This window comes from Roseovarius sp. BRH_c41, from assembly GCF_000961715.1.
Lineage (GTDB): Bacteria > Pseudomonadota > Alphaproteobacteria > Rhodobacterales > Rhodobacteraceae > Roseovarius.
The window spans coordinates 99,458-120,529 of the sequence record NZ_LADY01000053.1 but is presented as its reverse complement, the minus strand read 5'-3'; the positions used below and the strand labels follow the sequence as shown (position 1 = coordinate 120,529).

General features: G+C 58.7%; 20 protein-coding genes. 14 read left to right on the top strand and 6 right to left on the bottom strand.

The genetic code is table 11. The annotated features are described in order from the left end of the window. The first annotated feature begins 4 nt into the window (after positions 1–4). The 5 genes from VR71_RS15805 to fabZ all read left to right on the top strand — a co-directional run bounded on the left by VR71_RS15805 (position 5) and on the right by fabZ (position 4,985). Positions 5–1,153, top strand: a complete 1,149-nt coding sequence (locus tag VR71_RS15805) for an aminotransferase class I/II-fold pyridoxal phosphate-dependent enzyme (RefSeq protein WP_045685722.1) — start codon at positions 5–7, stop codon at positions 1,151–1,153. A 134-nt stretch (positions 1,154–1,287) separates the two neighbouring features. Continuing rightward, positions 1,288–1,413, top strand: a complete 126-nt coding sequence (locus tag VR71_RS25135) for a hypothetical protein (protein ID WP_296430465.1) — start codon at positions 1,288–1,290, stop codon at positions 1,411–1,413. A 110-nt stretch (positions 1,414–1,523) separates the two neighbouring features. Continuing rightward, positions 1,524–3,845 (top strand): outer membrane protein assembly factor BamA, encoded by a 2,322-nt coding sequence (gene bamA / locus VR71_RS15800; RefSeq protein ID WP_254656446.1) that lies wholly within the window; start codon positions 1,524–1,526, stop codon positions 3,843–3,845. A gap of 2 nt (positions 3,846–3,847) precedes the next feature. Next, positions 3,848–4,447: an OmpH family outer membrane protein gene (locus VR71_RS15795; RefSeq protein ID WP_045685721.1), complete on the top strand. Its 600-nt coding sequence runs from the start codon at positions 3,848–3,850 to the stop codon at positions 4,445–4,447. A gap of 73 nt (positions 4,448–4,520) precedes the next feature. Beyond that, positions 4,521–4,985 carry a 3-hydroxyacyl-ACP dehydratase FabZ gene (gene fabZ, locus VR71_RS15790; RefSeq protein WP_009818930.1) on the top strand — a complete coding sequence of 155 codons (465 nt, stop codon included), beginning with the start codon at positions 4,521–4,523 and terminating at the stop codon, positions 4,983–4,985. 66 nt (positions 4,986–5,051) lie between these two features. Here fabZ and VR71_RS15785 read toward each other — a convergent pair whose 3' ends face one another. Beyond that, a complete protein-coding gene (locus VR71_RS15785) occupies positions 5,052–5,525 on the bottom strand; it encodes a DUF2059 domain-containing protein (RefSeq protein ID WP_009818929.1) in 474 nt (157 codons plus the stop codon). A gap of 158 nt (positions 5,526–5,683) precedes the next feature. Here VR71_RS15785 and VR71_RS15780 point away from each other — a divergent pair, with 158 nt between their 5' ends. After that, positions 5,684–6,769, top strand: a complete 1,086-nt coding sequence (locus VR71_RS15780) for an ABC transporter ATP-binding protein (RefSeq protein ID WP_045685720.1) — start codon at positions 5,684–5,686, stop codon at positions 6,767–6,769. Between the two features lie 10 nt (positions 6,770–6,779). On the opposite strand, the gene VR71_RS15775 is transcribed toward VR71_RS15780, so the two are convergent. Together VR71_RS15775 and secG are read right to left on the bottom strand one after the other, a co-directional pair. Continuing rightward, positions 6,780–8,423, bottom strand: coding sequence for a CTP synthase (locus VR71_RS15775; RefSeq protein WP_045685719.1), 1,644 nt, complete (start codon positions 8,421–8,423; stop codon positions 6,780–6,782). 168 nt (positions 8,424–8,591) lie between these two features. Beyond that, on the bottom strand, positions 8,592–8,954 hold the full coding sequence (gene secG / locus VR71_RS15770; protein WP_009818926.1) for a preprotein translocase subunit SecG: 363 nt from the start codon (positions 8,952–8,954) through the stop codon (positions 8,592–8,594). 269 nt (positions 8,955–9,223) lie between these two features. On the opposite strand from secG, the gene VR71_RS15760 reads away from it, so the two are divergent. Next, a complete protein-coding gene (locus tag VR71_RS15760) occupies positions 9,224–10,519 on the top strand; it encodes an adenylosuccinate synthase (protein ID WP_045685717.1) in 1,296 nt (431 codons plus the stop codon). Positions 10,520–10,528: 9 nt separating this feature from the next. Further along, complete coding sequence (locus tag VR71_RS15755) at positions 10,529–10,753, top strand: DUF2842 domain-containing protein (RefSeq protein WP_045685716.1); 225 nt, start codon at positions 10,529–10,531, stop codon at positions 10,751–10,753. A gap of 74 nt (positions 10,754–10,827) precedes the next feature. On the opposite strand, the gene VR71_RS15750 is transcribed toward VR71_RS15755, so the two are convergent. Continuing rightward, on the bottom strand, positions 10,828–13,236 hold the full coding sequence (locus VR71_RS15750) for an FAD-dependent oxidoreductase (protein WP_045685715.1): 2,409 nt from the start codon (positions 13,234–13,236) through the stop codon (positions 10,828–10,830). Positions 13,237–13,479: 243 nt separating this feature from the next. Between VR71_RS15750 and VR71_RS15745 the strand changes: the two genes are divergently transcribed. After that, positions 13,480–15,906 (top strand): FAD-dependent oxidoreductase, encoded by a 2,427-nt coding sequence (locus VR71_RS15745; RefSeq protein WP_045685713.1) that lies wholly within the window; start codon positions 13,480–13,482, stop codon positions 15,904–15,906. Between the two features lie 4 nt (positions 15,907–15,910). Here VR71_RS15745 and VR71_RS15740 read toward each other — a convergent pair whose 3' ends face one another. Then, on the bottom strand, positions 15,911–16,162 hold the full coding sequence (locus VR71_RS15740) for a hypothetical protein (protein WP_009818920.1): 252 nt from the start codon (positions 16,160–16,162) through the stop codon (positions 15,911–15,913). Between the two features lie 10 nt (positions 16,163–16,172). Next, positions 16,173–16,826, bottom strand: coding sequence for an alpha/beta hydrolase (locus tag VR71_RS15735; protein ID WP_009818919.1), 654 nt, complete (start codon positions 16,824–16,826; stop codon positions 16,173–16,175). Positions 16,827–16,984: 158 nt separating this feature from the next. On the opposite strand from VR71_RS15735, the gene VR71_RS15730 reads away from it, so the two are divergent. The 5 genes from VR71_RS15730 (at position 16,985) to VR71_RS15710 (ending at position 21,042) form a co-directional block, all read left to right on the top strand. Beyond that, positions 16,985–17,446: an Rrf2 family transcriptional regulator gene (locus tag VR71_RS15730; RefSeq protein WP_009818918.1), complete on the top strand. Its 462-nt coding sequence runs from the start codon at positions 16,985–16,987 to the stop codon at positions 17,444–17,446. Positions 17,447–17,511: 65 nt separating this feature from the next. Beyond that, positions 17,512–18,555, top strand: coding sequence for a cysteine desulfurase family protein (locus VR71_RS15725; RefSeq protein ID WP_009818917.1), 1,044 nt, complete (start codon positions 17,512–17,514; stop codon positions 18,553–18,555). A 17-nt stretch (positions 18,556–18,572) separates the two neighbouring features. Beyond that, positions 18,573–20,096 carry a Fe-S cluster assembly protein SufB gene (sufB, locus tag VR71_RS15720; RefSeq protein ID WP_009818916.1) on the top strand — a complete coding sequence of 508 codons (1,524 nt, stop codon included), beginning with the start codon at positions 18,573–18,575 and terminating at the stop codon, positions 20,094–20,096. A gap of 24 nt (positions 20,097–20,120) precedes the next feature. Continuing rightward, the gene (locus VR71_RS15715) at positions 20,121–20,435 is read left to right on the top strand and encodes a heavy metal-binding domain-containing protein (RefSeq protein ID WP_009818915.1); all 315 of its coding nucleotides are present in this window, start codon (positions 20,121–20,123) and stop codon (positions 20,433–20,435) included. Between the two features lies 1 nt (position 20,436). After that, positions 20,437–21,042: a hypothetical protein gene (locus VR71_RS15710; protein WP_009818914.1), complete on the top strand. Its 606-nt coding sequence runs from the start codon at positions 20,437–20,439 to the stop codon at positions 21,040–21,042. The last annotated feature ends 30 nt before the right edge of the window (positions 21,043–21,072 follow it).

The window sequence follows — 21,072 nt, the reverse complement described above, 5'->3', positions numbered from 1 at the left end:
ACCCATGCGAAACTCAACCCGGTCGCAGGTCGATGCCTTCATCGTGATGGATGTGATGGAGGCCGCGCGCCGTGCCGAGGCAATGGGACGCCACATCATCCACATGGAGGTGGGGCAACCGGGTACTCCTGCTCCGCAAGGCGCGCGGGATGCCCTTGTCGAAACAATGGCGCGCGAGTCTCTGGGATACACGGTGGCGCTCGGCCTGCCAGCCCTGCGCGCACGGATCGCGCGGCTCTATAAAGACTGGTACAATATCGACCTGAACCCCAACCGGGTCGTCATCACGCCCGGCTCTTCTGGGGCCTTCATTCTCGCCTTTACGGCCCTTTTCGATGTTGGTGACCGGGTCGGAATCGGTGCGCCGGGATATCCCAGCTATCGCCAGATTCTGCGGGCGTTGGATCTCGTGCCGGTGGATATAGAAACAGCGGCGGAAAACCGCTTGCAGCCAACCCCTGGGGATCTCGCGGGGCGCGACTTGCGCGGGCTTCTGGTGGCGAGCCCGGCGAATCCGTCCGGTACGATGCTGGACCGGGCAGCGCTTGGCGGGCTCATTGAGGCGTGTCACGCGCAGGGGGCATCCTTCATCAGCGACGAGATTTATCACGGGATCGACTATGAGCAACGCGCTGTCAGCGCGCTTGAGATCACCGATGAATGCTATGTGATCAACTCCTTCTCCAAGTATTTTTCCATGACCGGCTGGCGCATCGGCTGGATGGTGGTGCCCGAAGATGACGTACGCGTGGTCGAACGTCTGGCGCAGAATCTCTTTATCTGTCCGCCTCACGCCAGTCAGATCGCCGCCCTCGCAGCGATGGATTGTACGTCGGAACTTGAGGCCAACATGGCGATTTACCGGCGCAACCGCACCCTGATGCTGGATGGGCTGCCCAAAGCTGGGTTTGACCGTATCGCACCGCCTGACGGCGCCTTTTATGTTTATGCTGATGTCAGCCATCTGACCGACGACAGCCGCGCCTTTGCTGCCGAAATTTTGGAGAAGGCCGGGGTTGCAGTGACACCGGGATTGGATTTCGACCCAGTCCGCGGTGCCGGAACGCTGCGGTTTTCCTATGCGCGCGCCACGGCGGATATCGAAGAAGGGCTGTCGCGGCTCCAGCACTTTATGGACCAACGCAGCATCTAGAGCAGGCAGGGCGATTGAGTGGGCAATGGGCGCTAAAGCCCGTTCGCCAAAGTTTCACCACAGTCCTGTCCTGAATTCGCCAGATCGGCATGGCACTCGTTTTGGTGGCGGCAACTTTGTCAAAGGGGTGCGAAATGCAACAGCTGAGAAATGGCTATCAAAGCGCTAGTGTGTTGCTTCAGGTCAATGCCGATCTGTTGCTCTATCTGGTCACTCTTGGGTTGGCTCTTTTTGCCGGTGGATTTATTGGCGCGCTCTGATCCATGCGACCTGTTTCACGGCCACTCGCGTTTTGACAAGGCCAGACAGACGGGTTACTGACATCCATAATGAGATGTCTGACTGGGTTTGAGCAATGAATGATCGCGACATGAATCGGCAGAATAGCCGCAACGTTTTTTTCGCGTTGAGAACCGTTAAAGCCGCTCTTGTCTCAGTGATCATTGCCACATTCCTGTTAGGAACCGGCCAACGAGCCGAGGCGCAATCCTATCGCTTCTCCTCGGTGTCCATTGAGGGCAACCAACGTATCGAAGCAGGGACGATTCTTTCCTACGCAGGCATCGCGCGGAACGAGACCGTTTCGGCCGGTCAATTGAACGACGCCTATCAGAAAGTCTTGACCTCGGGACTTTTTGAAGAAGTTGAACTCGTCCCGCAGGGCAATAATCTGCTGATCCGCGTCACCGAGTTTCCAACCATCAATCGCATCGCCTTTGAGGGCAACGACAAGATCAAGGACGAGGATCTTGCTGGATTCATCCAGAGCAAATCGCGTCAAGTCTTTAGCCCGACGCAGGCCGAGCGTGACGCGGGAATAATTTCAGAAGCCTATAGCCAAAACGGTCGCATTGCCGCCCGTGTGACGCCGAAGGTAATCCGGCGGAGCGATAACCGTGTTGATCTGGTGTTCGAGATTTTTGAGGGCCGCAAGATCGAGGTGCAGCGTATTGGCTTTGTCGGCAATCGCGCCTTTTCCGACACTCGCCTCCGTCGCGTGGTCGAAAGCAAGCAAACCGGCCTCCTGCGCGCCCTGATCGAACGCGACACCTTTGTCGAAGATCGGGTGAACTTTGATCGTCAGGTGCTGACCGATTTCTACAACTCGCGCGGCTACGTGGATTTCCGCGTGACGGGAACCAATGCCGAATTGGCCCGCGAGCGGGACGCTTACTTTGTCACGTTCAATGTTCAGGAAGGCCAACAGTTCAAGTTCGGCCAGATCACAACCGTGAGCGAGATGAACGGCGTTGAGGCCGAGACCTATCACGACACACTCAAGATCAAACCGGGAGTGGTTTACTCCCCGACGCTGGTCGAAAATTCGATCGCTCGGATGGAACGTCTGGCCATCAAGAACGGCGTTGATTTCCTGCGAGTCGAGCCGCGCATCACCCGAAACGACCGCGATTTGACGCTGAATGTGGAATTCGCCCTCCAACGCGGGCCGCGTATCTTTGTCGAGCGGATCGACATCGAAGGTAACACGACGACCCTCGACCGCGTGATCCGACGCCAGTTTGATCAAGCCGAAGGTGATCCGTTCAACCCGCGCTCGATCCAGCAGGCGGCAACCCGCATCCGGGCCTTGGGGTATTTCAAGGAGGTGGACGTGAATGCGCGCGAAGGGTCGCGTCCGGACCAAGTTGTGATCGAGACCGACGTGGAAGAGCAAACTACTGGAACGGTGTCCGTCGGTGCCAGCTTTTCCACCAACTCGGGTCTTGGCATTTCTCTTGGCTTCTCGGAGCGCAACTTTATCGGGCGCGGCCAACGGTTAACCGCGCAGATTTTGGCCACTGCCGATTCGATCAACTACAATCTCGGCTTCGTTGAGCCAGCTTTTCTTGGGCGTGATGTGGCCTTGGGTCTTGATTTCTCATTTCAGGAGACAGAGAGCGACAACAGCCTGTTTGACACTGCAATCGGGACATTCCGCCCCAGCCTGACCTTTCCGACCGGCGAGAATACCCGGCTTGGCGTCTACTACAATGCCAGCTACGAGGACATGTCTGACTATCAGGGCACGTCCGGTATTCTTCTGGACGAGATCAACCAAGGGGCGCTATGGACCAGTTCTGTGGGTTACAATTTCAATTATGACACGCGGGAGTCAGGGCTTAATCCCAATGCGGGGGTTCTCTTGTCATTTGGCCAGGAATTTGCCGGTCTCGGCGGTGACAACGACTATATCAAGACCACGGCGCGTCTGGTCGGCCAAACGACTGTCATGAATGAGGATGTGACCTTGAGGGCTATCCTCGAGGGCGGTGCGATCGAGTTTTCCGGAGGCCAAAGCAGCCGCTTTCTCAATCGCTTTGGTTCACAGGTTATTCGCGGCTTTGAGCCGAATGGCATGGGGCCGATTGAAGACGACGAACTGTTGGGCGGTGATTATTTCGCTGCACTCAAATTCGAAGCAGAATTTCCCCTCGGCCTGCCCGACGAATATGGCATCACTGGCGGGGCGTTCTACGACATCGGCTCGATCTGGGGTATTGGCAACCGGGGGTCTGTTGCTCCGGGCAATACGCTGTCCTCGACTGGATTCAAAGCGCGGCATGTGGTTGGTTTCTCGATATTCTGGTCTTCACCCTTTGGCCCGATCCGGATGAACTTCTCCAACGCGCTCAAGAAAGAACCGGGCGATATCGAGCAACAGTTCGATTTGACGGTTCGAACGGAATTCTGAACATGCGAACGGCCCTTGCTCTGGCTGGGCTGATCGTGGCGCTGTCTCTTGGCACCCATGAGACAGCGCGTGCGCAACAGATGGGCGTAATTCAGAGCGATGTTCTTGTGATTGATCCCGAGCGTATGTTGATCGAATCCGATTATGGTCGACGGCTTCAAGTTGATATCCAGACAGAGCGGGACCGGCTCATTGCGCATAATGACCGGATTGCCAAGGAGTTGGAGGCTGAAGAACAAAGCCTGACAAGCCTGCGGGCGACAACGCCGTCGAATGAATTTCGTGCTCTTGCAGATTCCTTTGATCAAAAAGTGGAAGAGTTGCGGCTTGAAAGCGAACGCATGTCCCGCGACCTCGAACGCCGCCGGGATTTGGTGCCGGTGCAGTTCATGCGCGTCGTGCAGCCCGTCTTGGAGGACCTGCTGCGTGAGGCGGGCGCGATGGTGATGATAGATGCGCGCGCTGTGATGCTGCATGCGGGGGCCGCGGATGTAACGGATCTTGCTGTGGTTCGCATAAATGAGCGCATAGGGCGTGGACCACAGGCCCCGGATGTATCCGACAAAGAACCGGACCCTGCTCCGGAGACCCCGGTCGAATAGGCAGGTTTGAGATATTGCTCCTTTGTCTTCCGCTTGCTAGGGACGAGCAAGGTGTTATGCGAAAGGACAGCCCATGACAGAGCCTCTCAAATCTGCGGACATCCATCTGATCCAGCGGCTGATTCCGCATCGTTATCCGTTCCTTTTGGTCGACAAGGTGGTCGATATCGATGGCTATCAGTCGGCGCGCGGCATCAAGAATGTGACGATGAACGAGCCGCATTTTCAAGGACATTTTCCGGGCAAGCCGATCATGCCTGGCGTTACCATCATCGAGGCGATGGCGCAGACGGCCGCCGTGATGGTTGGCACGGCTCTGAACATGCAAGACCGAAACATGCTGGTCTATTTCATGGCGATAGACAGCGCCAAGTTTCGCCGCATGGTGGTGCCGGGCGATGTGCTTGAAATGAAACTGCGCACGACGCGTGGCAAGCCCGGCGGCAAGGTCTGGAAGTTTTCGGGTGTTGCCGAAGTCGAGGGCGAGTTGGCCGCTGAGGCCGAATTCACCGCCATGATGGATTTGCCGAAAGAGTAACTGCGGCGGCGAGCGGTCCCTGTTGCAACTCGCGCGCCGTCACGGGGTGACGGCGCGCCTCTCTTTTCACTTGGGAACGGTGATCGCCTCTATCTTTGGCATCATTTCTGGCATCGCCTTCTGCAAGACAGCAGAAATCATCGGTTGCTGGATCTGCGCCAGTTGCGGCATTTTGCGCATCACGGCGCCGCCATGCTCTGACGTGTAGAAGTCGCGCAATGCGGTCAACTCTTCCAGCGTCATGATATCGGCCATGATTTCATCCTGCTGGAGCATGACATCGGTGAGAGGGTCGGTTAATTCTGAAGAGAAAAGCTGGCCAATTTGCTCGATCTGTTCCGGTGTCATCGCCTGACGGGTTGCCGCCATTTGTTGAATCATGGGCTGCCAAAGTTGTTTGATGAACTCTTGGATATCGGTATCCGTCATCGTCGCTTGCACATACTCCTTGGCAACCGCTACCCGCGCCTCGCGATCACTGTCTGCATAGGCAGGAAACGCAAGACAAAAGGTCAACAAGGCACCACTCAAAATCCGCATGGGACAAACTCCAATCATGTAAATGCGTCGCCACACAAACACCTCTGCTTCTACCTGTCAACGGGCCGCAGGGCATATGGGTTGCATGGTGTCGCAGGGGTTGATATTTCCAGCGGATAAAACCCGATAGATTTGATCGGAAAGAACAAGAGGCTCCGGTGCAGACCCCAATTCCCCGGCTTGAAGTCAACAATCTGATGCGTCGGTATGATGGACGCCTCGTCGTCAATGACGTCTCACTCCGGGTGATGCCGGGGCATCTGACCTGCCTGCTTGGGCCGTCAGGGTGTGGGAAATCGACGACGCTGCGTATGATCGCAGGGGTCGAGATGCAGGATGCTGGTGAGATCTGGGTCGATGGCAATCTTGTGTGCAACACCGTGTTTCGCATACCGCCAGAGCGGCGGCACATTGGCTTGATGTTTCAGGACTTTGCCCTCTTTCCGCATCTCAGCGTGGCGCAGAACGTGGGATTTGGTCTTAGTGGCGACAAATCTGCCAAAGCGGTCCGTATTGGAGAATTGCTCGAGCGGGTGGGGTTGGAACGGCATCTCAACGCCTACCCTCATGAACTGTCTGGTGGCGAGCAGCAGCGTGTGGCCTTGGCCCGCGCGCTCGCGCCCCGTCCCGGCATCATGCTCATGGACGAGCCGTTTTCGGGCCTTGATAACCGCTTGCGCGATGGTATTCGCGACGAGACGCTGGACATCCTGCGTGAACAGGACACCGCCGTGCTCTTGGTCACGCACGAACCCGAAGAGGCTATGCGCATGGCCGACGAGATCGCCCTTATGCGTGATGGGCGCATCGTGCAACAGGGGGCGCCCTATAACGTCTACAATGCTCCGGTGGACCGAAGTGCCATGGCGTTTTTCTCTGAGGTCAACGTGATCCGGGGCAGGGTGCGCGGCTCATTGGTGGATACGCCCTTTGGCCAGTTTCTCTCGCCCGGCGCGTACGAAGGCAGCGAGGTCGAAATCGTGATCCGACCACAGCATATCAAGATCGACTTTGACCGGCACGGGCGCGGCCCAAATCCCACCTCGCAGGACGGCACTCCCGCGCGCGGTGTGGTCGAGCGCGCGCGCTTCATGGGCTCCGAGAGTCTGGTCGAGTTTCGGATGGATCATGACGGCTCGCTGCTCAAGGCCACAGTGCCCAATGTATTCCTGCCGAAACCGGGCAAGGCGCTATGGCTGATGATCCGCCGAGATCGCTGTTTCTTATTTCCCGTCAAGCGGTGAGGCGCTCGTCTCAGACCAATCGCGACGTCGCTATCGCCGCGCGCACGAAATCAGCAAACAGAGGGTGCGGCGCAAAGGGTTTGGATTTCAATTCCGGGTGATATTGCACCCCAATGAACCATGGGTGATCCGACCATTCCACGATTTCTGGCAGGCGACCATCGGGCGACATTCCAGAGAACGTCAGGCCACATCCTTCGAGCTTTTCGCGATATTTTGTGTCCACCTCATAGCGGTGGCGGTGCCGTTCGTCGATCGTCGTTGTGCCATAGATCTGCGCCACGCGGCTACCGTCCTTGAGCACGGCGTCATAGGCCCCAAGACGCATGGTGCCGCCCTTGTCGTCACTGACCTTGCGTTGCACCTTTTCGTTGCCTTGCACCCATTCCTTGAGGTGATAGACAACTGGCTCAAAGCGCCGCTTGCCCGCCTCGTGGTCGAATTCCTCTGATCCGGCATCCCTGAGGCCAGCCACATTGCGCGCGGCCTCAATCACCGCCATTTGCATGCCAAGACAAATGCCCAAATAGGGGATCTTGCGAGTTCGGGCGAATTCGGCAGCTTTGATCTTGCCTTCGGTGCCACGCTCACCAAAGCCGCCGGGCACCAGAATGGCATGAAAACCCTCAAGATGGGCGGCGGGGTCTTCGCGCTCGAAAATCTCGGCATCGACCCATTCCACGTTGACCTTGACCCGGTTAGCCATGCCGCCGTGAATGAGCGCCTCCTTGATCGACTTGTAGGCATCTTCCAATTGCACGTATTTGCCGACAATAGCGATATTTACTGCCCCATCGGTATTCTGGATACGGTCCACCACATCCAGCCACACCGTCAGGTCCGGTTTGGGCGCGGGGCTGATCTGAAACACGTCAAGCACCGCTTGATCCAGCCCTTCACGGTGATAGGCCAGCGGTGCCTCATAGATCGACTTGAGATCATAGGCCGCGACCACATGCTCTTTGCGGACGTTACAAAATAGTGCGATTTTCTCACGTTCCTTGTCCGGGATCGGCTGTTCCGAACGGCACACGAGAATGTCGGGCGCGATGCCGATGCTCTGGAGTTCCTTGACCGAGTGTTGCGTCGGTTTGGTCTTCAACTCGCCACTTGCCGCCAGATAGGGCAGAAGGGTGAGATGCATGAAAATACACTGTCCGCGCGGTCGGTCATGGCTGAACTGCCGGATCGCCTCAAAGAACGGCAGACCCTCGATATCGCCGACGGTGCCGCCGATCTCGCAGAGCATGAAATCGACCTCATCCTCGCCAGTGCTCAGGAATTCCTTGATTTCATTGGTGACATGCGGGACGACCTGTATCGTCTTGCCTAGATAATCGCCGCGGCGTTCTTTTTCCAGGACGTTCGAATAGATACGACCAGAGCTGACAGAGTCGCTGATCCGTGCCGGAACCCCGGTGAATCGCTCATAATGGCCAAGGTCGAGATCGGTCTCTGCGCCATCGTCGGTCACGAATACCTCGCCATGTTCAAACGGACTCATCGTGCCAGGATCAACATTGAGATAGGGGTCAAGTTTGCGCAATCGCACCGAAAACCCACGCGCCTGCAACAACGCCCCAAGGGCGGCCGAAGCCAGTCCCTTGCCAAGCGAAGACACAACGCCGCCCGTAATGAAAATATATCGTGCCATGCGCTGAGGCCCCCGTGTTTCTACGTGTTTGATGGTCGGTCAAAAACCCAGAGATGGCCTCAAAAGACCGCTCTGCCACGGGATTTAACCCTTACAGGATTCGCGAGGTTTGCGCAAGCCAACCGCTAGATGCTGTTGCGCGGCAATCTCCGCCCTCAAAGATTTGTGTCAGTCGGCAGTGGGCGTCAGCGGAGCCGTATCGCCGGATGGCGGCGGCAGGAGGCTGTCTGCATCCGGAAGTGCAGGCACAGACTGTTCTGTGGTGGGCGGTGAATCAGTCAACCGATCCAGCACCGAAACCCCAGCCGCGTTCTGTGCCGCAATGATGGTAAGTGTAATTGAGGTCACAATAAAGGATGCCGCGAGAATCCATGTCATCTTGCCCAGAGCCGTGGCCGCGGCGCGCCCCGTCATGGCCCCACCGCCACCGCCGCCCATCCCAAGTCCGCCGCCTTCGGAGCGTTGCAGCAGTACCACGCCAATCAGGGCGAGCGCCAAAAGAAGGTGGATGGTCAGGACGACATTTTCCATGGATCAGGGGGCCTACGCTTATGTCTCGATCTGCCGCTATCTATGCAATTCTGAGCCTGCCCGCAACCCGGCAATCGGCGCAGGTGCGTCTTATCATCATCATCGGCCATTTTGACGGATCGCTCAGCCGGTGGATCCCTCTCTCGTTCAGCGTGACGTGCCGCAGATGTCTGCATCCGTTCACAGCTTTGGACGAATTAGATGTTTCACCCGGCGCGTCCCCCCGCTATACCAACGCGCGGTTTGGACCAAATGCCGAGGGGTAAATCATGGCAAATGTCGTCGTCGTCGGGGCCCAATGGGGGGACGAGGGAAAAGGCAAGATCGTCGATTGGCTGAGTGAGCGCGCCGATGTGATCGCGCGGTTTCAGGGTGGCCATAACGCGGGCCATACCCTCGTGATCGACGGCAAGGTCTACAAGCTCAATGCGCTGCCCTCAGGCGTGGTGCGGGGCGGAAAGCTGAGCGTGATCGGCAATGGCGTGGTGCTGGACCCCTGGCATCTGATCAAGGAAATAGCGTCGATCCGCGAACTGGGTGTGACAATCACGCCGGAGACGTTGATGATCGCAGAGAATACACCCCTTATCCTGCCGATCCACGGCGAGTTGGACCGCGCCCGTGAAGAAGCCGCGAGCAAAGGCACCAAGATCGGCACAACCGGTCGCGGTATCGGGCCGGCCTATGAGGACAAGGTGGGTCGGCGGTCCGTTCGGGTGGCGGATCTGGCGGATGAGGCCACTTTGATCGCGCGGGTTGACCGCGCACTCCAACATCACGACCCGCTGCGTCGTGGTCTCGGGATCGCGCCGGTCGATCGCGAGGCCTTGATCGCGCAGCTCAAAGACATCGCACCGCAGATCCTTCCCTATGCCGCCCCCGTCTGGAGAGTGCTCAACGAGAACCGCCGCGCGGGCAAGCGTATCCTCTTCGAGGGGGCGCAGGGCGCGCTGTTGGATATTGATTTTGGCACCTATCCCTTTGTCACGTCATCCAATGTGATCGCCGGTCAGGCGGCCACGGGCGTGGGACTTGGACCGGGGGCGATTGATTACGTGCTGGGCATCGTCAAAGCCTATACGACGCGCGTGGGCGAGGGGCCGTTTCCAACCGAATTGCACGATGCGGATGGTCAGCGCCTTGGCGAGCGTGGGCATGAATTCGGCACGGTGACAGGACGCAAGCGGCGCTGCGGCTGGTTCGATGCCTGTCTTGTGCGTCAGACCTGCGTGACCTCGGGCGTCACCGGCATTGCGCTGACGAAGCTCGATGTGCTCGACGGGTTCGAGACGCTGAAAATCTGCGTCGGTTATGACCTCGACGGCACGCGGCTGGATTACCTGCCGACCGCCGCCGACCAACAGGCGCGCTGCACGCCCATTTACGAGGAACTGCCAGGTTGGTCGCAATCGACCGAGGGCGCGCGCAGTTGGGCCGACCTGCCCGCCGAGACGATCAAATACGTTCGTCGCGTTGAAGAGTTGATCGACTGCCCGGTTGCTCTACTTTCCACCTCACCCGAGCGCGAGGATACGATCCTCGTGACAGATCCTTTCGCGGATTGAGGAGACCCGATGCCACTCAGTTACAAGGCCCGGAAACGTTGGTCACTGGTCGTCTTGCTCATTGGCCTGCCAGCCTATGTGGTGGTAGCCGTGAGCCTAGTGAATTGGATGAACCGACCGTCGATCTGGGTGGAATTGCTGATCTATGTGGGGCTTGGCTTTCTTTGGATCGTGCCGCTCAAGCGCGTGTTCATCGGGGTGGGCCAGCCTGACCCAGACGCAGGCAAAGACTGAGCTTCGCCTTTCATCGTTCTGAAAATACTCAAAAAGACGGCGTCTGCCCCAGAGCAGGCGCCGTCTTTCTGATTTTAGCCGCGCATCCGCGCGCCATCCACGTCAAAGAGCGCTTCGGTGAGCATCGTCGCCCCATAACGCCGCCCGAGAATCCCGATCTCCGCACGCAAGCCTGGCTGCGCCTGTCCCGCAGGAATGAGCGCGAGTGCTATCGACTTGTCAGCGTGGTGCGAATAACCACCGGAGGTGCAGAACCCAGCCACCTCACCCGCGATCCAGACCGGTTCATAGCCGTTCACATCGGCATCCGTCGCCTCGACCTCAAAGGCCACCAGTTTGCGCGCGGCGCCCTTGGCACGTTCCGCTTCCGCCGCAGCGCGCCCGACGAAATCGGCGTTCTTGGTAAAGCTGATGAACCGGTCCATCCCGGTCTCGCCGGGGGTGTAATCGGGCGAGAATTCATTGAGCCAGGAGCCAAAGAAGCGATCCAGACGCAGCGACATCATCGCGCGCATGCCAAAGGGCTTCATCCCGTGGTTCTGTCCTTCGGCCCATAGCACATCCCAGAGCGCGCGCTGTGCCATCGGGTCGCAGAAAATCTCATATCCCAGATCGCCAGTGTAACTGACGCGCTGCACCAGGCAATCGGCCATGCCCACGGTCGCGTGTCGCACATCCATGAACCGCATCTCGCCCAGCGGATCGCGGGTGCAGGCCATCAGCACATCCCGTGCGCGTGGTCCTGCGATCTGAAACCCGTTGAGCCGATCCGAGACATTCTCGACCCTGACACCCTCTGCCTCGTTCTGCGCGAACCAGCGCATATGGACGGCTTGTGCACCGTAAGAGGCAGTGAGTTGGAAGCTCTCGTCATTGAGGCAAGACACCGTGAAATCGCCCCAGAGCCGCCCTTTGGGTGAGAGCATCGGGGTGAGCGAGAGACGACCCGGTTTGGGAATCCGCCCCGCCATGATCCGGTCGAGCCAGCCGCGTGCGTTAGGGCCGGAGACAAGGTACTTGCCAAAGTTATGCACCTCGTTGATGCCGACGGCCTCTCGCACGGCCTTGACCTCGCGGGCCGTGGCCTCCCATGCGTTGGAGCGGCGGAAGGATGGGGTCTCATAGCGCGGCTCGTCGCCGGTCGCGAAGTAATTGACCACCTCCAGCCCGTATTGCGCGCCCCAGACCGCGCCCATGCTGTCGAATACGTCGTACATGGGCGTCTGACGAAAGGGGCGGGCGGCGGGCAGCTCTTCGTTCGGGTAGCTGACGGAGAATCGTTTTTGATAGTTTTCAATGACTTTCGGGCGGGTATAGCCCGGCGTTATCCAGTCGCCAAAGCGGGCCACATCCATCGCGGTCACATCGCGTTCACATTCGCCCTCGATCATCCATTGCGCCAGCATCAGGCCCACACCGCCGCCTTGGGAAAATCCCGCCATGACGCCGCAGGCCGACCAATAGCCGCGCAAACCGGGAATGGGGCCAACCAGCGGATTGCCGTCGGGAGCAAAGGTGAACGGGCCGTGAATGACCGACTTGACGCCAGCCTGCTCCAGGACGGGGAACCGGCGGTAGGCAAATTCGATGCTGGCCTCGATTTTGTCGAGGTTGTCGGGCAAAAGCTCATGGCCAAAATCCCAAGGCGTGCCATCGACCGCCCAAGGTTTGCAGGGCTGCTCATAAAAGCCAATACAAAGTCCACGCCCCTCTTGGCGCAGATAGCTTTCGCCTGCCGGGTCCATGACGTGGGGGTGTTCGGTATCGCGACTGTAGATTTCGGGGATTTCGTCGGTAACGATATACTGATGTTCCATCGGGTGCAGCGGCAGGTAGACGCCCGCCATCGCCCCCACTTCGCGCGCCCAGAGACCGCCCGCGTTGACCACATGGTCCGTGTGGATCGTGCCCTTGTCCGTCACCACATCCCAGGTGCCATCTGCGCGTTGGTTGGTTCCGCGCACCATGCAATGCGTTTCGATCTGCGCGCCACCCATGCGCGCGGCCTTGGCATAGGCATGTGTGGTGCCGGACGGATCAAGATGGCCGTCAAGCGGATCGTAGAGCCCGCCCAGAATACCGTCGATATTGGTGACCGGGGCAATATTTGCGATCTCTTCGGGGGTCACGATATGGGTGTCGAGGCCCATGTAGCGATGCTTGGCGCGCTCGGCCAAGAGCATGTCGAACCGGTCGCGATTGTCCGCGAGCGTGACACCGCCGACATGGTGCAACCCGCAAGACATTCCGGTAATCTCTTCGAGTTCCTTGTAGAGGCGGATCGTATAGCCCTGAAGGGCAGCCATATTGGTGTCACCGTTGAGGGTGTGAAACCCGCCTGCGGCATGCCAAGTTGAGCCTGACGTTAATTCTGAGCGTTCCAGAAGCATCACATCGGACCAGCCGAGTTTGGTCAGGTGATAGAGCACGGAACAGCCGACGACACCGCCGCCGATCACGACCACACGGGTGCTGGTTTTCATTGAGAGCCTCCTGATGTTTTGCCAGAGCCTGCCCGCTACGCGTCAAAGATCATGTCTGTCAGCGACAAATTCTGACGTATTTGTGGTTCTGGTGCCCATTGAAACGTTGGCCATCGCGGTGTGGCGATTTTCAAAGAAAACTTGTGCCTCGTTTTATTACCGCGACAAAGTATGTCGGAAAATGGCATTCATCCGGAGCGGGGTCGCCGCAGTTTGTGCCGAAACTTGATCAAGGGACCCGCCATGAAGACCCATGCACAGGCCGTCGTGATCGGCGGCGGCGTTATCGGATGCTCGATTCTCTACCACCTGACCAAACTGGGTTGGACTGATGTCGTCCTGCTTGAACGCAACGAATTGACCAGCGGCAGCACATGGCATGCCGCCGCCAATATCCACGGGCTGCATGACAGCGCCAATATCAGCCGCCTGCAGCATTACACGATGAAGCTCTATAACGAGCTGGAGGCCGAGACCGGGCAAAGCTGTGGCGTGTTCCAGCCCGGCAGTCTCTACTTGGCGCAGACAGAGAATCGCGAGCATCAATTGCGACTTCAGGCGTCCAAGGCCAAGCTCTATGGCATGAACTTTCACGAGATTGGGCGGGATGAGGCCGAGCGGCTGCATCCGCTGGTGAATTTCGACGGCATCCGTTGCATTATGTACGAGCCGGATGGCGGCAATGTAGACCCGTCGGGTGTCACCAATGCCTATGCGGTGGGGGCGCGGCAGCGGGGTGCCGAAATTCATCGGTTCACGCCGGTGACGGGGACGGTGCCGCAACCGAACGGGTCTTGGATCGTTGAGACGCCCAAGGGCAATATCCATACACCGTGGGTGATCAATGCCGCCGGTCTCTGGGGGCGTGAGGTGGCCAAGCTGGCGGGGATCGAACTGCCGCTGCAACCGACCGAGCACCAGTATTTTGTGACCGAGATGATCGCTGAAATTGCCGGAATGGACCGGCGCTTGCCCTCGGTCGCGGATCGGGACGGGGAATATTACCTGCGACAAGAGGGCAAGGGCCTGCTGATCGGCGCCTATGAGCGCGATATGCGATTCTGGGCCGAAGAGGGCACGCCGCTTGATTTCGCGCATGATCTTTTCCCCGATGATCTGGAGCGGATCGAGGAAAACATGCTGCGTGCCATCGACCGGGTGCCGGTGGTGGGCACAGCGGGGATCAAGCGGGTGATCAACGGGCCGATGATCTGGTCGCCTGACAGCAACGTCATTCTTGGGCCGGTGCCCGAACTCAAGGGCTATTTCTGTTGCAACGGCATCATCCCCGGCTTTAGCCAATCGGCAGGCATGGGTTGGATGGTCGCCGAATGGCTGATCAACGGCGAGATGAAATACGACATGTTCGCCTGGGATGTTGCGCGCTTTGGCCTCTGGGCCAACAACCGCGATTTCGTCAAGGCCAAGGTGCGGGACCAATATGCGCATCGTTTCTCGATTCATTTCCCCAATGAAGAGCGCAGCGCCGGGCGTCCGCTGCGCACGCGGCCTGCTTATGAGATGCAAAAGGACATGGGCGCGGTCTTTGGTCTCAACTATGGTTGGGAACATCCGCTGTGGTTCTCGGATGCGCGCGGCACCGTGGATACCAACGGCTTTACCCGGCAGAATTGGTGGGCACCGGTGGGGTCGGAATGCAAGATGCTGCGCGAGCGGGCAGGGATTATCGACATTTCTAATTTCGCCAAGTACCGGGTCAAAGGGCCGGGGGCGGAGGATTGGCTGAACGCTGTCTTTGCAAACCGGATGCCCAAGGCGGTCGGGCGGTCATGCCTGACGCCGCTGATTGGCGTGCGGGGTGGAATCGCGGGGGATGCGACGGTGACGCGGCTTGCGGAGGATGAATTCTGGGTCATTTCCTCAGGCATGGCGGAACGCTATCACAAGCGGTTCTTTGATGCGGTGCCGTTGCCCGAGGGGACCACGTTTGAGAGCCTGACCGACATAGTCTGTGGTTTTAACGTGGCGGGGCCTCAATCGCGCGAGATGTTGCAACGGTTGACGAATGCCTCGCTGGCGACGGCGGATTTCCCGTTCATGGCAAGCCGCCGGATCGAGCTGGGCGGGGTCGCGTGCGTAGCCATTCGTGTGAGTTTCACCGGTGATCTAGGCTGGGAATTGCATTGCGCGGCTGAGGATCAGGCGCGGCTCTATGCGGCGCTGCTGGAAGCAGGGCGTGAGATAGGCGCGGGGCCAGTGGGCAGTCGGGCGCTGATGAGCCTGCGCATTGAGAAGGGTTATGGGTCCTGGAGTCGCGAATACAGCCCAGAGTACTGGCCGCAAGAAGCTGGGCTGGATGGTCTTTGCAAGATGGACAAAGCGTTCCTGAACAAGGCCGCGCTGCAGGAGGTGATCACGCAGGAGCCGCGCGAGCGACTGGTGATCCTGCATCTGAGTGAGGCGGATGTCACAGCGTCGAACGCGGATGCCACGGGCGGAGAGCCGATTTTCAAGGATGGCGTCGGTGTGGGCCGTGTGTCTTCGGGTGCCTACGGCTATTCCGTCGGCATGAGTCTCGCGCTTGGCTATGTCAAAGGGGGCGCAAGGCCTGGTGATGAGGTCGACGTCATGGTCTTGGGTCGACCGCACCGCGCGCGCATTCTGGATGCGGCTCCGTTTGATCCTGAGGGCACGCGCCTGCGCGCCTGAGGAGTCAGCCGTCGCCTTTGTCGGCGGCGGCCTCCTGGGCGGCCTTGAAGCGTTTAAGCTTGTCCAAAAGCAGTGCCCGCGCCTTGATATTGGCGCGGCGTACGCGAACAGCGGTCAAAAAAGCCTCTTCGGCCGTTTGCGAGGTGGCCCCGAGGATGTTTTGAATGTCGGTGATGATGGTCTCATCGCCCGTGGCCTCGATCGCCTTGATCACATCGCGTGCCAGTTCATCCGCCAGATCCTCGGTCACTCCCATGGGACAATCCTCAGCGCGTGTTCTCGGTCAGACGCCGTTTGACATAGGTGCTCACCGACCCGATCATCGTGTCCATATGCGGTTCCTTGAAGAAGTGATCCGCGCCGTCGACCTCTTGATGGGTGATGGTGATGCCATGCTGCTCATGCAGCTTGTTCACCAGCGTCTTGGTGTCCGCAGGCGGAGCAACCCTATCGTTGCTGCCATTGATAATCAGCCCGGAGGCCGGGCAGGGGGCAAGAAAGCTGAAATCATACATGTTGGCGGGCGGGCTGACCGAAATGAAGCCAGTGATTTCCGGCCGCCGCATCAAGAGTTGCATCCCGATCCATGCGCCAAAGGAAAAGCCCGCGACCCAACAATGTTTTGAATTGTTGTTCATTGATTGCAGGTAATCGAGCGCCGAAGCGGCATCGCTCAGCTCACCAACACCTTGATCATATTCGCCCTGACTGCGGCCTACGCCGCGGAAATTGAATCGCAACACGGTAAAGCCCATGTTGTAAAAGGCGTAATGCAGGTTATAGACAACCTTGTTGTTCATCGTGCCACCGAATTGTGGATGCGGATGCAGCACAATCGCAATGGGCGCGTCTTTTTCCTTTTGCGGGTGGTAGCGGCCTTCGAGCCGACCCTCGGGGCCGGGAAAGATAACCTCGGGCATGGGTTCCCTGTGTCCTCTTCATGGGTGAGTGCGATAATCTTGACGACTTCGCTCGGGCACCTTAGAACTGTTCTAAATTGTGATCCGGGCCAGGATGGCTCAGAGCGAGATAAGCCTTGCGCGGCGCAAGGTCAATCAGTTCGCGTAGGGGAAGATCAATGAAACTGAGCACAAAGGGGCGTTATGCCATGGTTGCACTGGTCGATATCGCCTTGCAACCGGCTGGGGCGGTCGTAACTCTAGGGGATGTTTCGCGACGGCAGGATATATCGCTGCCTTATCTAGAGCAGCTTTTTGTCAAACTTCGGCGCGCTGAACTTGTGACCTCGGTCCGGGGTCCGGGCGGCGGATATCGGTTGATGCGGCCTGCGTCGGAAATCCGGGTCTCGGATATTCTCGCGGCGGTGGATGAGACGATTGATGCGCTGCACAAGGGGGCAGGGGCCTCTGGTGGGGCGAGCGGATCGCGGGCGCAATCCATGGCCAATCGGTTGTGGGAAGGCCTGAGCGCACATGTCTATGTGTTTCTACACCAGACTCGTCTGAGCGATGTGGCGGGCAATTCGCTGGCCCCTTGTCCCGCCGTGCCGCACCTCTTTGCTGTGGTGGATGAGGATTGATTTCAAACCTGTGACGGCATTGCCGTCACAGACCCAGCGTATTTCACCAACAAGAATGGGCGATCATGCACAGGGTCTATCTCGATTACAATGCAACGGCTCCGCTGCGTCCCGAGGCGCGAGAGGCCATGATTGATGCCATGGAACTCCTCGGCAACCCCTCAAGTGTGCATGCTGAAGGACGTGCCGCCAAAGGGCTGGTGGAGCGTGCGCGTGCGCAGGTCGCGACAGCCTTTGGGGCCGATGGGGCGGATGTGATCTTTACGTCCGGAGCAACAGAAGCCGCGGCTCTTGCCTGTGCCGGGCGCACCCTGCACGGAAGTTTGGTCGAGCATGATGCGGTTGGCGCGTGGATCACTCCGGATTTGCCGGTGGATGCTGACGGGCGCGTCACCGTCCTTGATCCCGCGCAATCGGTGTTGCAATTGGCCAATTCTGAGACCGGCGTGGTCCAATCCCTGCCTGAGGGATTAGCGGTCAGCGACATGACCCAAGCCTTTGGGAGATTGCCCCTGGCCTTTAACTGGTCCGGCGCAGAAATGGCGCTTGTCTCCGCTCATAAGCTCGGGGGGCCAAAAGGGGTAGGCGCGTTGATCATCCGGCGTGGCACGGATCTGGCTGCGCAGATCCGCGGCGGAGGTCAGGAAATGGGCCGCAGAGCCGGTACTGAGAATGTAATCGGTATCGCCGGATTTGGCGCTGCGGCAGAGGCTTGCGGGCTTGATCTTGAAGACGGTCAATGGGCCCGGATTGAAAAACTTAGAAACATTCTAGAAAATACCATTGCAGAGTTTTCAAATGAGACTATTTTTGTCGGGAAAGCTGCCGCACGTTTGCCGAATACCAGTTGCTTTGTCACTCCGGGTTGGAAAGGCGAGACACAGGTCATGGCGATGGATCTAGCCGGATTTGCGATCTCTGCCGGGAGTGCATGTTCCAGTGGCAAGGTCAAATCCAGCCGGGTGCTGCGCGCGATGGGGTTTGACGAGGTCTTGGCGGGCTGCGCGATCCGCGTGTCGTTGGGGCCGCAGACGACAGAAGACGATATACTGCGCTTTGCCGAAGCTTGGCTGAAGCGACTGCAAAAGCATCGGGGCCGATTGGCCTGATACGGAAGGAGATGGGAATGGCTGCTTTGGATGACGTTCAGGTCAAGGACGGTGTTGATCGTGAAACCGTCGATGCGGTGCGCCAAGTTGGCGAAGCCTACAAGCATGGCTGGAACACCGATATCGAGATGGAATACGCGCCGCTTGGGTTGAACGAAGACATTGTTCGGCTGATCTCGTCCAAGAATGAAGAGCCCGAATGGATGACCGAGTGGCGGCTAGAAGCCTATCGTCGCTGGCTGACCAAGACCGAGCCGGAATGGGCCATGGTGGATTATCCCAAGATCGACTTTCAGGCGCAGTATTACTATGCGCGCCCCAAGTCGATGGAGGTAAAGCCCAAGTCGCTCGACGAGGTCGATCCCAAGTTGCTGGCCACCTATGAAAAGCTGGGTATTCCCCTGAAAGAGCAGATGATTCTTGCCGGAGTTGAAGGTGCTGAGGATGCGCCCGCCGAGGGCCGCAAAGTGGCGGTGGATGCGGTGTTCGACTCTGTGTCTGTTGGCACGACCTTTCAGGCGGAGCTGCGCCGCGCCGGGGTGATCTTCTGCTCGATCTCCGAGGCGATCCGCGAGCACCCCGAGTTGGTCAAGAAATACCTCGGATCCGTCGTGCCGGTCAGTGATAATTTCTACGCGACGCTGAATTCGGCGGTCTTTTCAGACGGTTCGTTTGTCTATGTGCCACCCGGCGTGCGCTGCCCGATGGAGCTAAGCACCTATTTCCGTATCAATGCCGAAAACACAGGCCAGTTCGAGCGGACGCTGATCATCGCCGACAAGGGCTCTTATGTGAGCTACCTCGAAGGCTGCACCGCGCCCAAGCGTGACGTGGCCCAGCTTCATGCCGCCGTGGTCGAGATCATCATCGAGGAAGACGCCGAGGTGAAATACTCCACGGTGCAAAACTGGTATCCGGGCGACGAGAACGGCAAGGGCGGGATCTACAACTTTGTAACCAAGCGTGCCGATTGCCGGGGCGACCGGGCCAAGGTGATGTGGACGCAGGTGGAAACCGGCAGCGCTGTCACATGGAAATACCCGTCCTGCATCCTGCGCGGCGATGACAGCCAGGGCGAATTCTATTCCATCGCCATCGCAAACAACTATCAGCAGGCCGATACCGGCACCAAGATGATCCATCTGGGCAAGAACACCCGCTCGCGCATCGTGTCCAAAGGGATCAGCGCAGGCCATGCGCAGAACACTTATCGCGGGCTGGTCAGCATGCACCCCAAGGCCAAGAACAGCCGCAACTATACGCAGTGCGACAGCCTGCTCATCGGCGATCAATGCGGGGCGCATACGGTGCCCTATATCGAGGTCAAGAACAACTCGAGCCGCGTCGAGCATGAGGCGACGACCTCGAAGGTGGACGACGACCAGATGTTCTATTGCCGTGCGCGTGGCATGGACGAGGAAGAGGCGGTGGCGCTCGTGGTCAACGGGTTCTGCAAGGACGTGTTGCAGGCGCTGCCGATGGAGTTTGCCATGGAGGCGCAGCAGTTGGTGGCGATTTCGCTGGAAGGAAGCGTGGGTTGACGCTCGCGTAAAGGACTTTTCGCCATGATCATCACCACCACCAACACCATCGAGGGCCGCAAGATCGTGGACTACCGCGGCATCGTCGTAGGAGAGGCGATCATGGGTGCCAATATCGTGCGCGATTTTTTTGCTCAGATCACCGATGTGGTCGGCGGTCGGTCTGACTCTTATGAGAGCAAGCTGCGCGAGGCGCGTGACGCGGCGTTGAGCGAGTTGGAAGAGCGCGCGGCAGGGCTTGGGGCCGATGCGGTGGTTGGCGTCGATCTCGATTATGAGGTGGTGGGCGACTCGATGCTGATGGTGTCGGCCAGTGGCACGGCGGTCGTGCTGGACTGATATGGCTGAGGCAGACACCATAGACAGGCCGGTTCTTACCCTGCCCGACGCCGAGGCTGCGCATCTGCGCGAGGTCTATGCGCGGGCAGACGTCATTCTCGAATATGGCTCCGGTGGATCGACCGTTGTCGCCGCCGAAATGCCAGGAAAGCGAGTCTTCTCGGTCGAGAGCGACGAAGAGTGGGCGAAGATGATGCGCGGGTGGTTCGCACAGAATCCACCCGCAAAGGACACGAACGTCGACGTTCTCTGGTCGGACATCGGTCCAACCAAGGAATGGGGATTCCCTCGGAATGCGAGCGGCTGGCGGCGCTATGCGCGCTACCCCCTCAAGGTCTGGGGCCTGCCAGAGTTTGTTCAGCCTGATGTGGTCTTGGTTGATGGTCGTTTTCGCACTGGCTGCGCTTTGGCAGCAGCACTAAGCACCACGAGACCGATCACGGTCCTGTTCGACGATTACACGCCGCGCAAGCACTATCACCGGGTTGAGGATCTGATTGGCGCCCCTCGACGGATTATCGGTCGAATGGCCGAATTCGAGGTAGAGCCGATGGTCCTCAAGCCCGAGATCTTGTTGACAATTATAGAGATGATGACACGGCCCTGATGCCGCCACGACATAGAGAAGGATGATAAA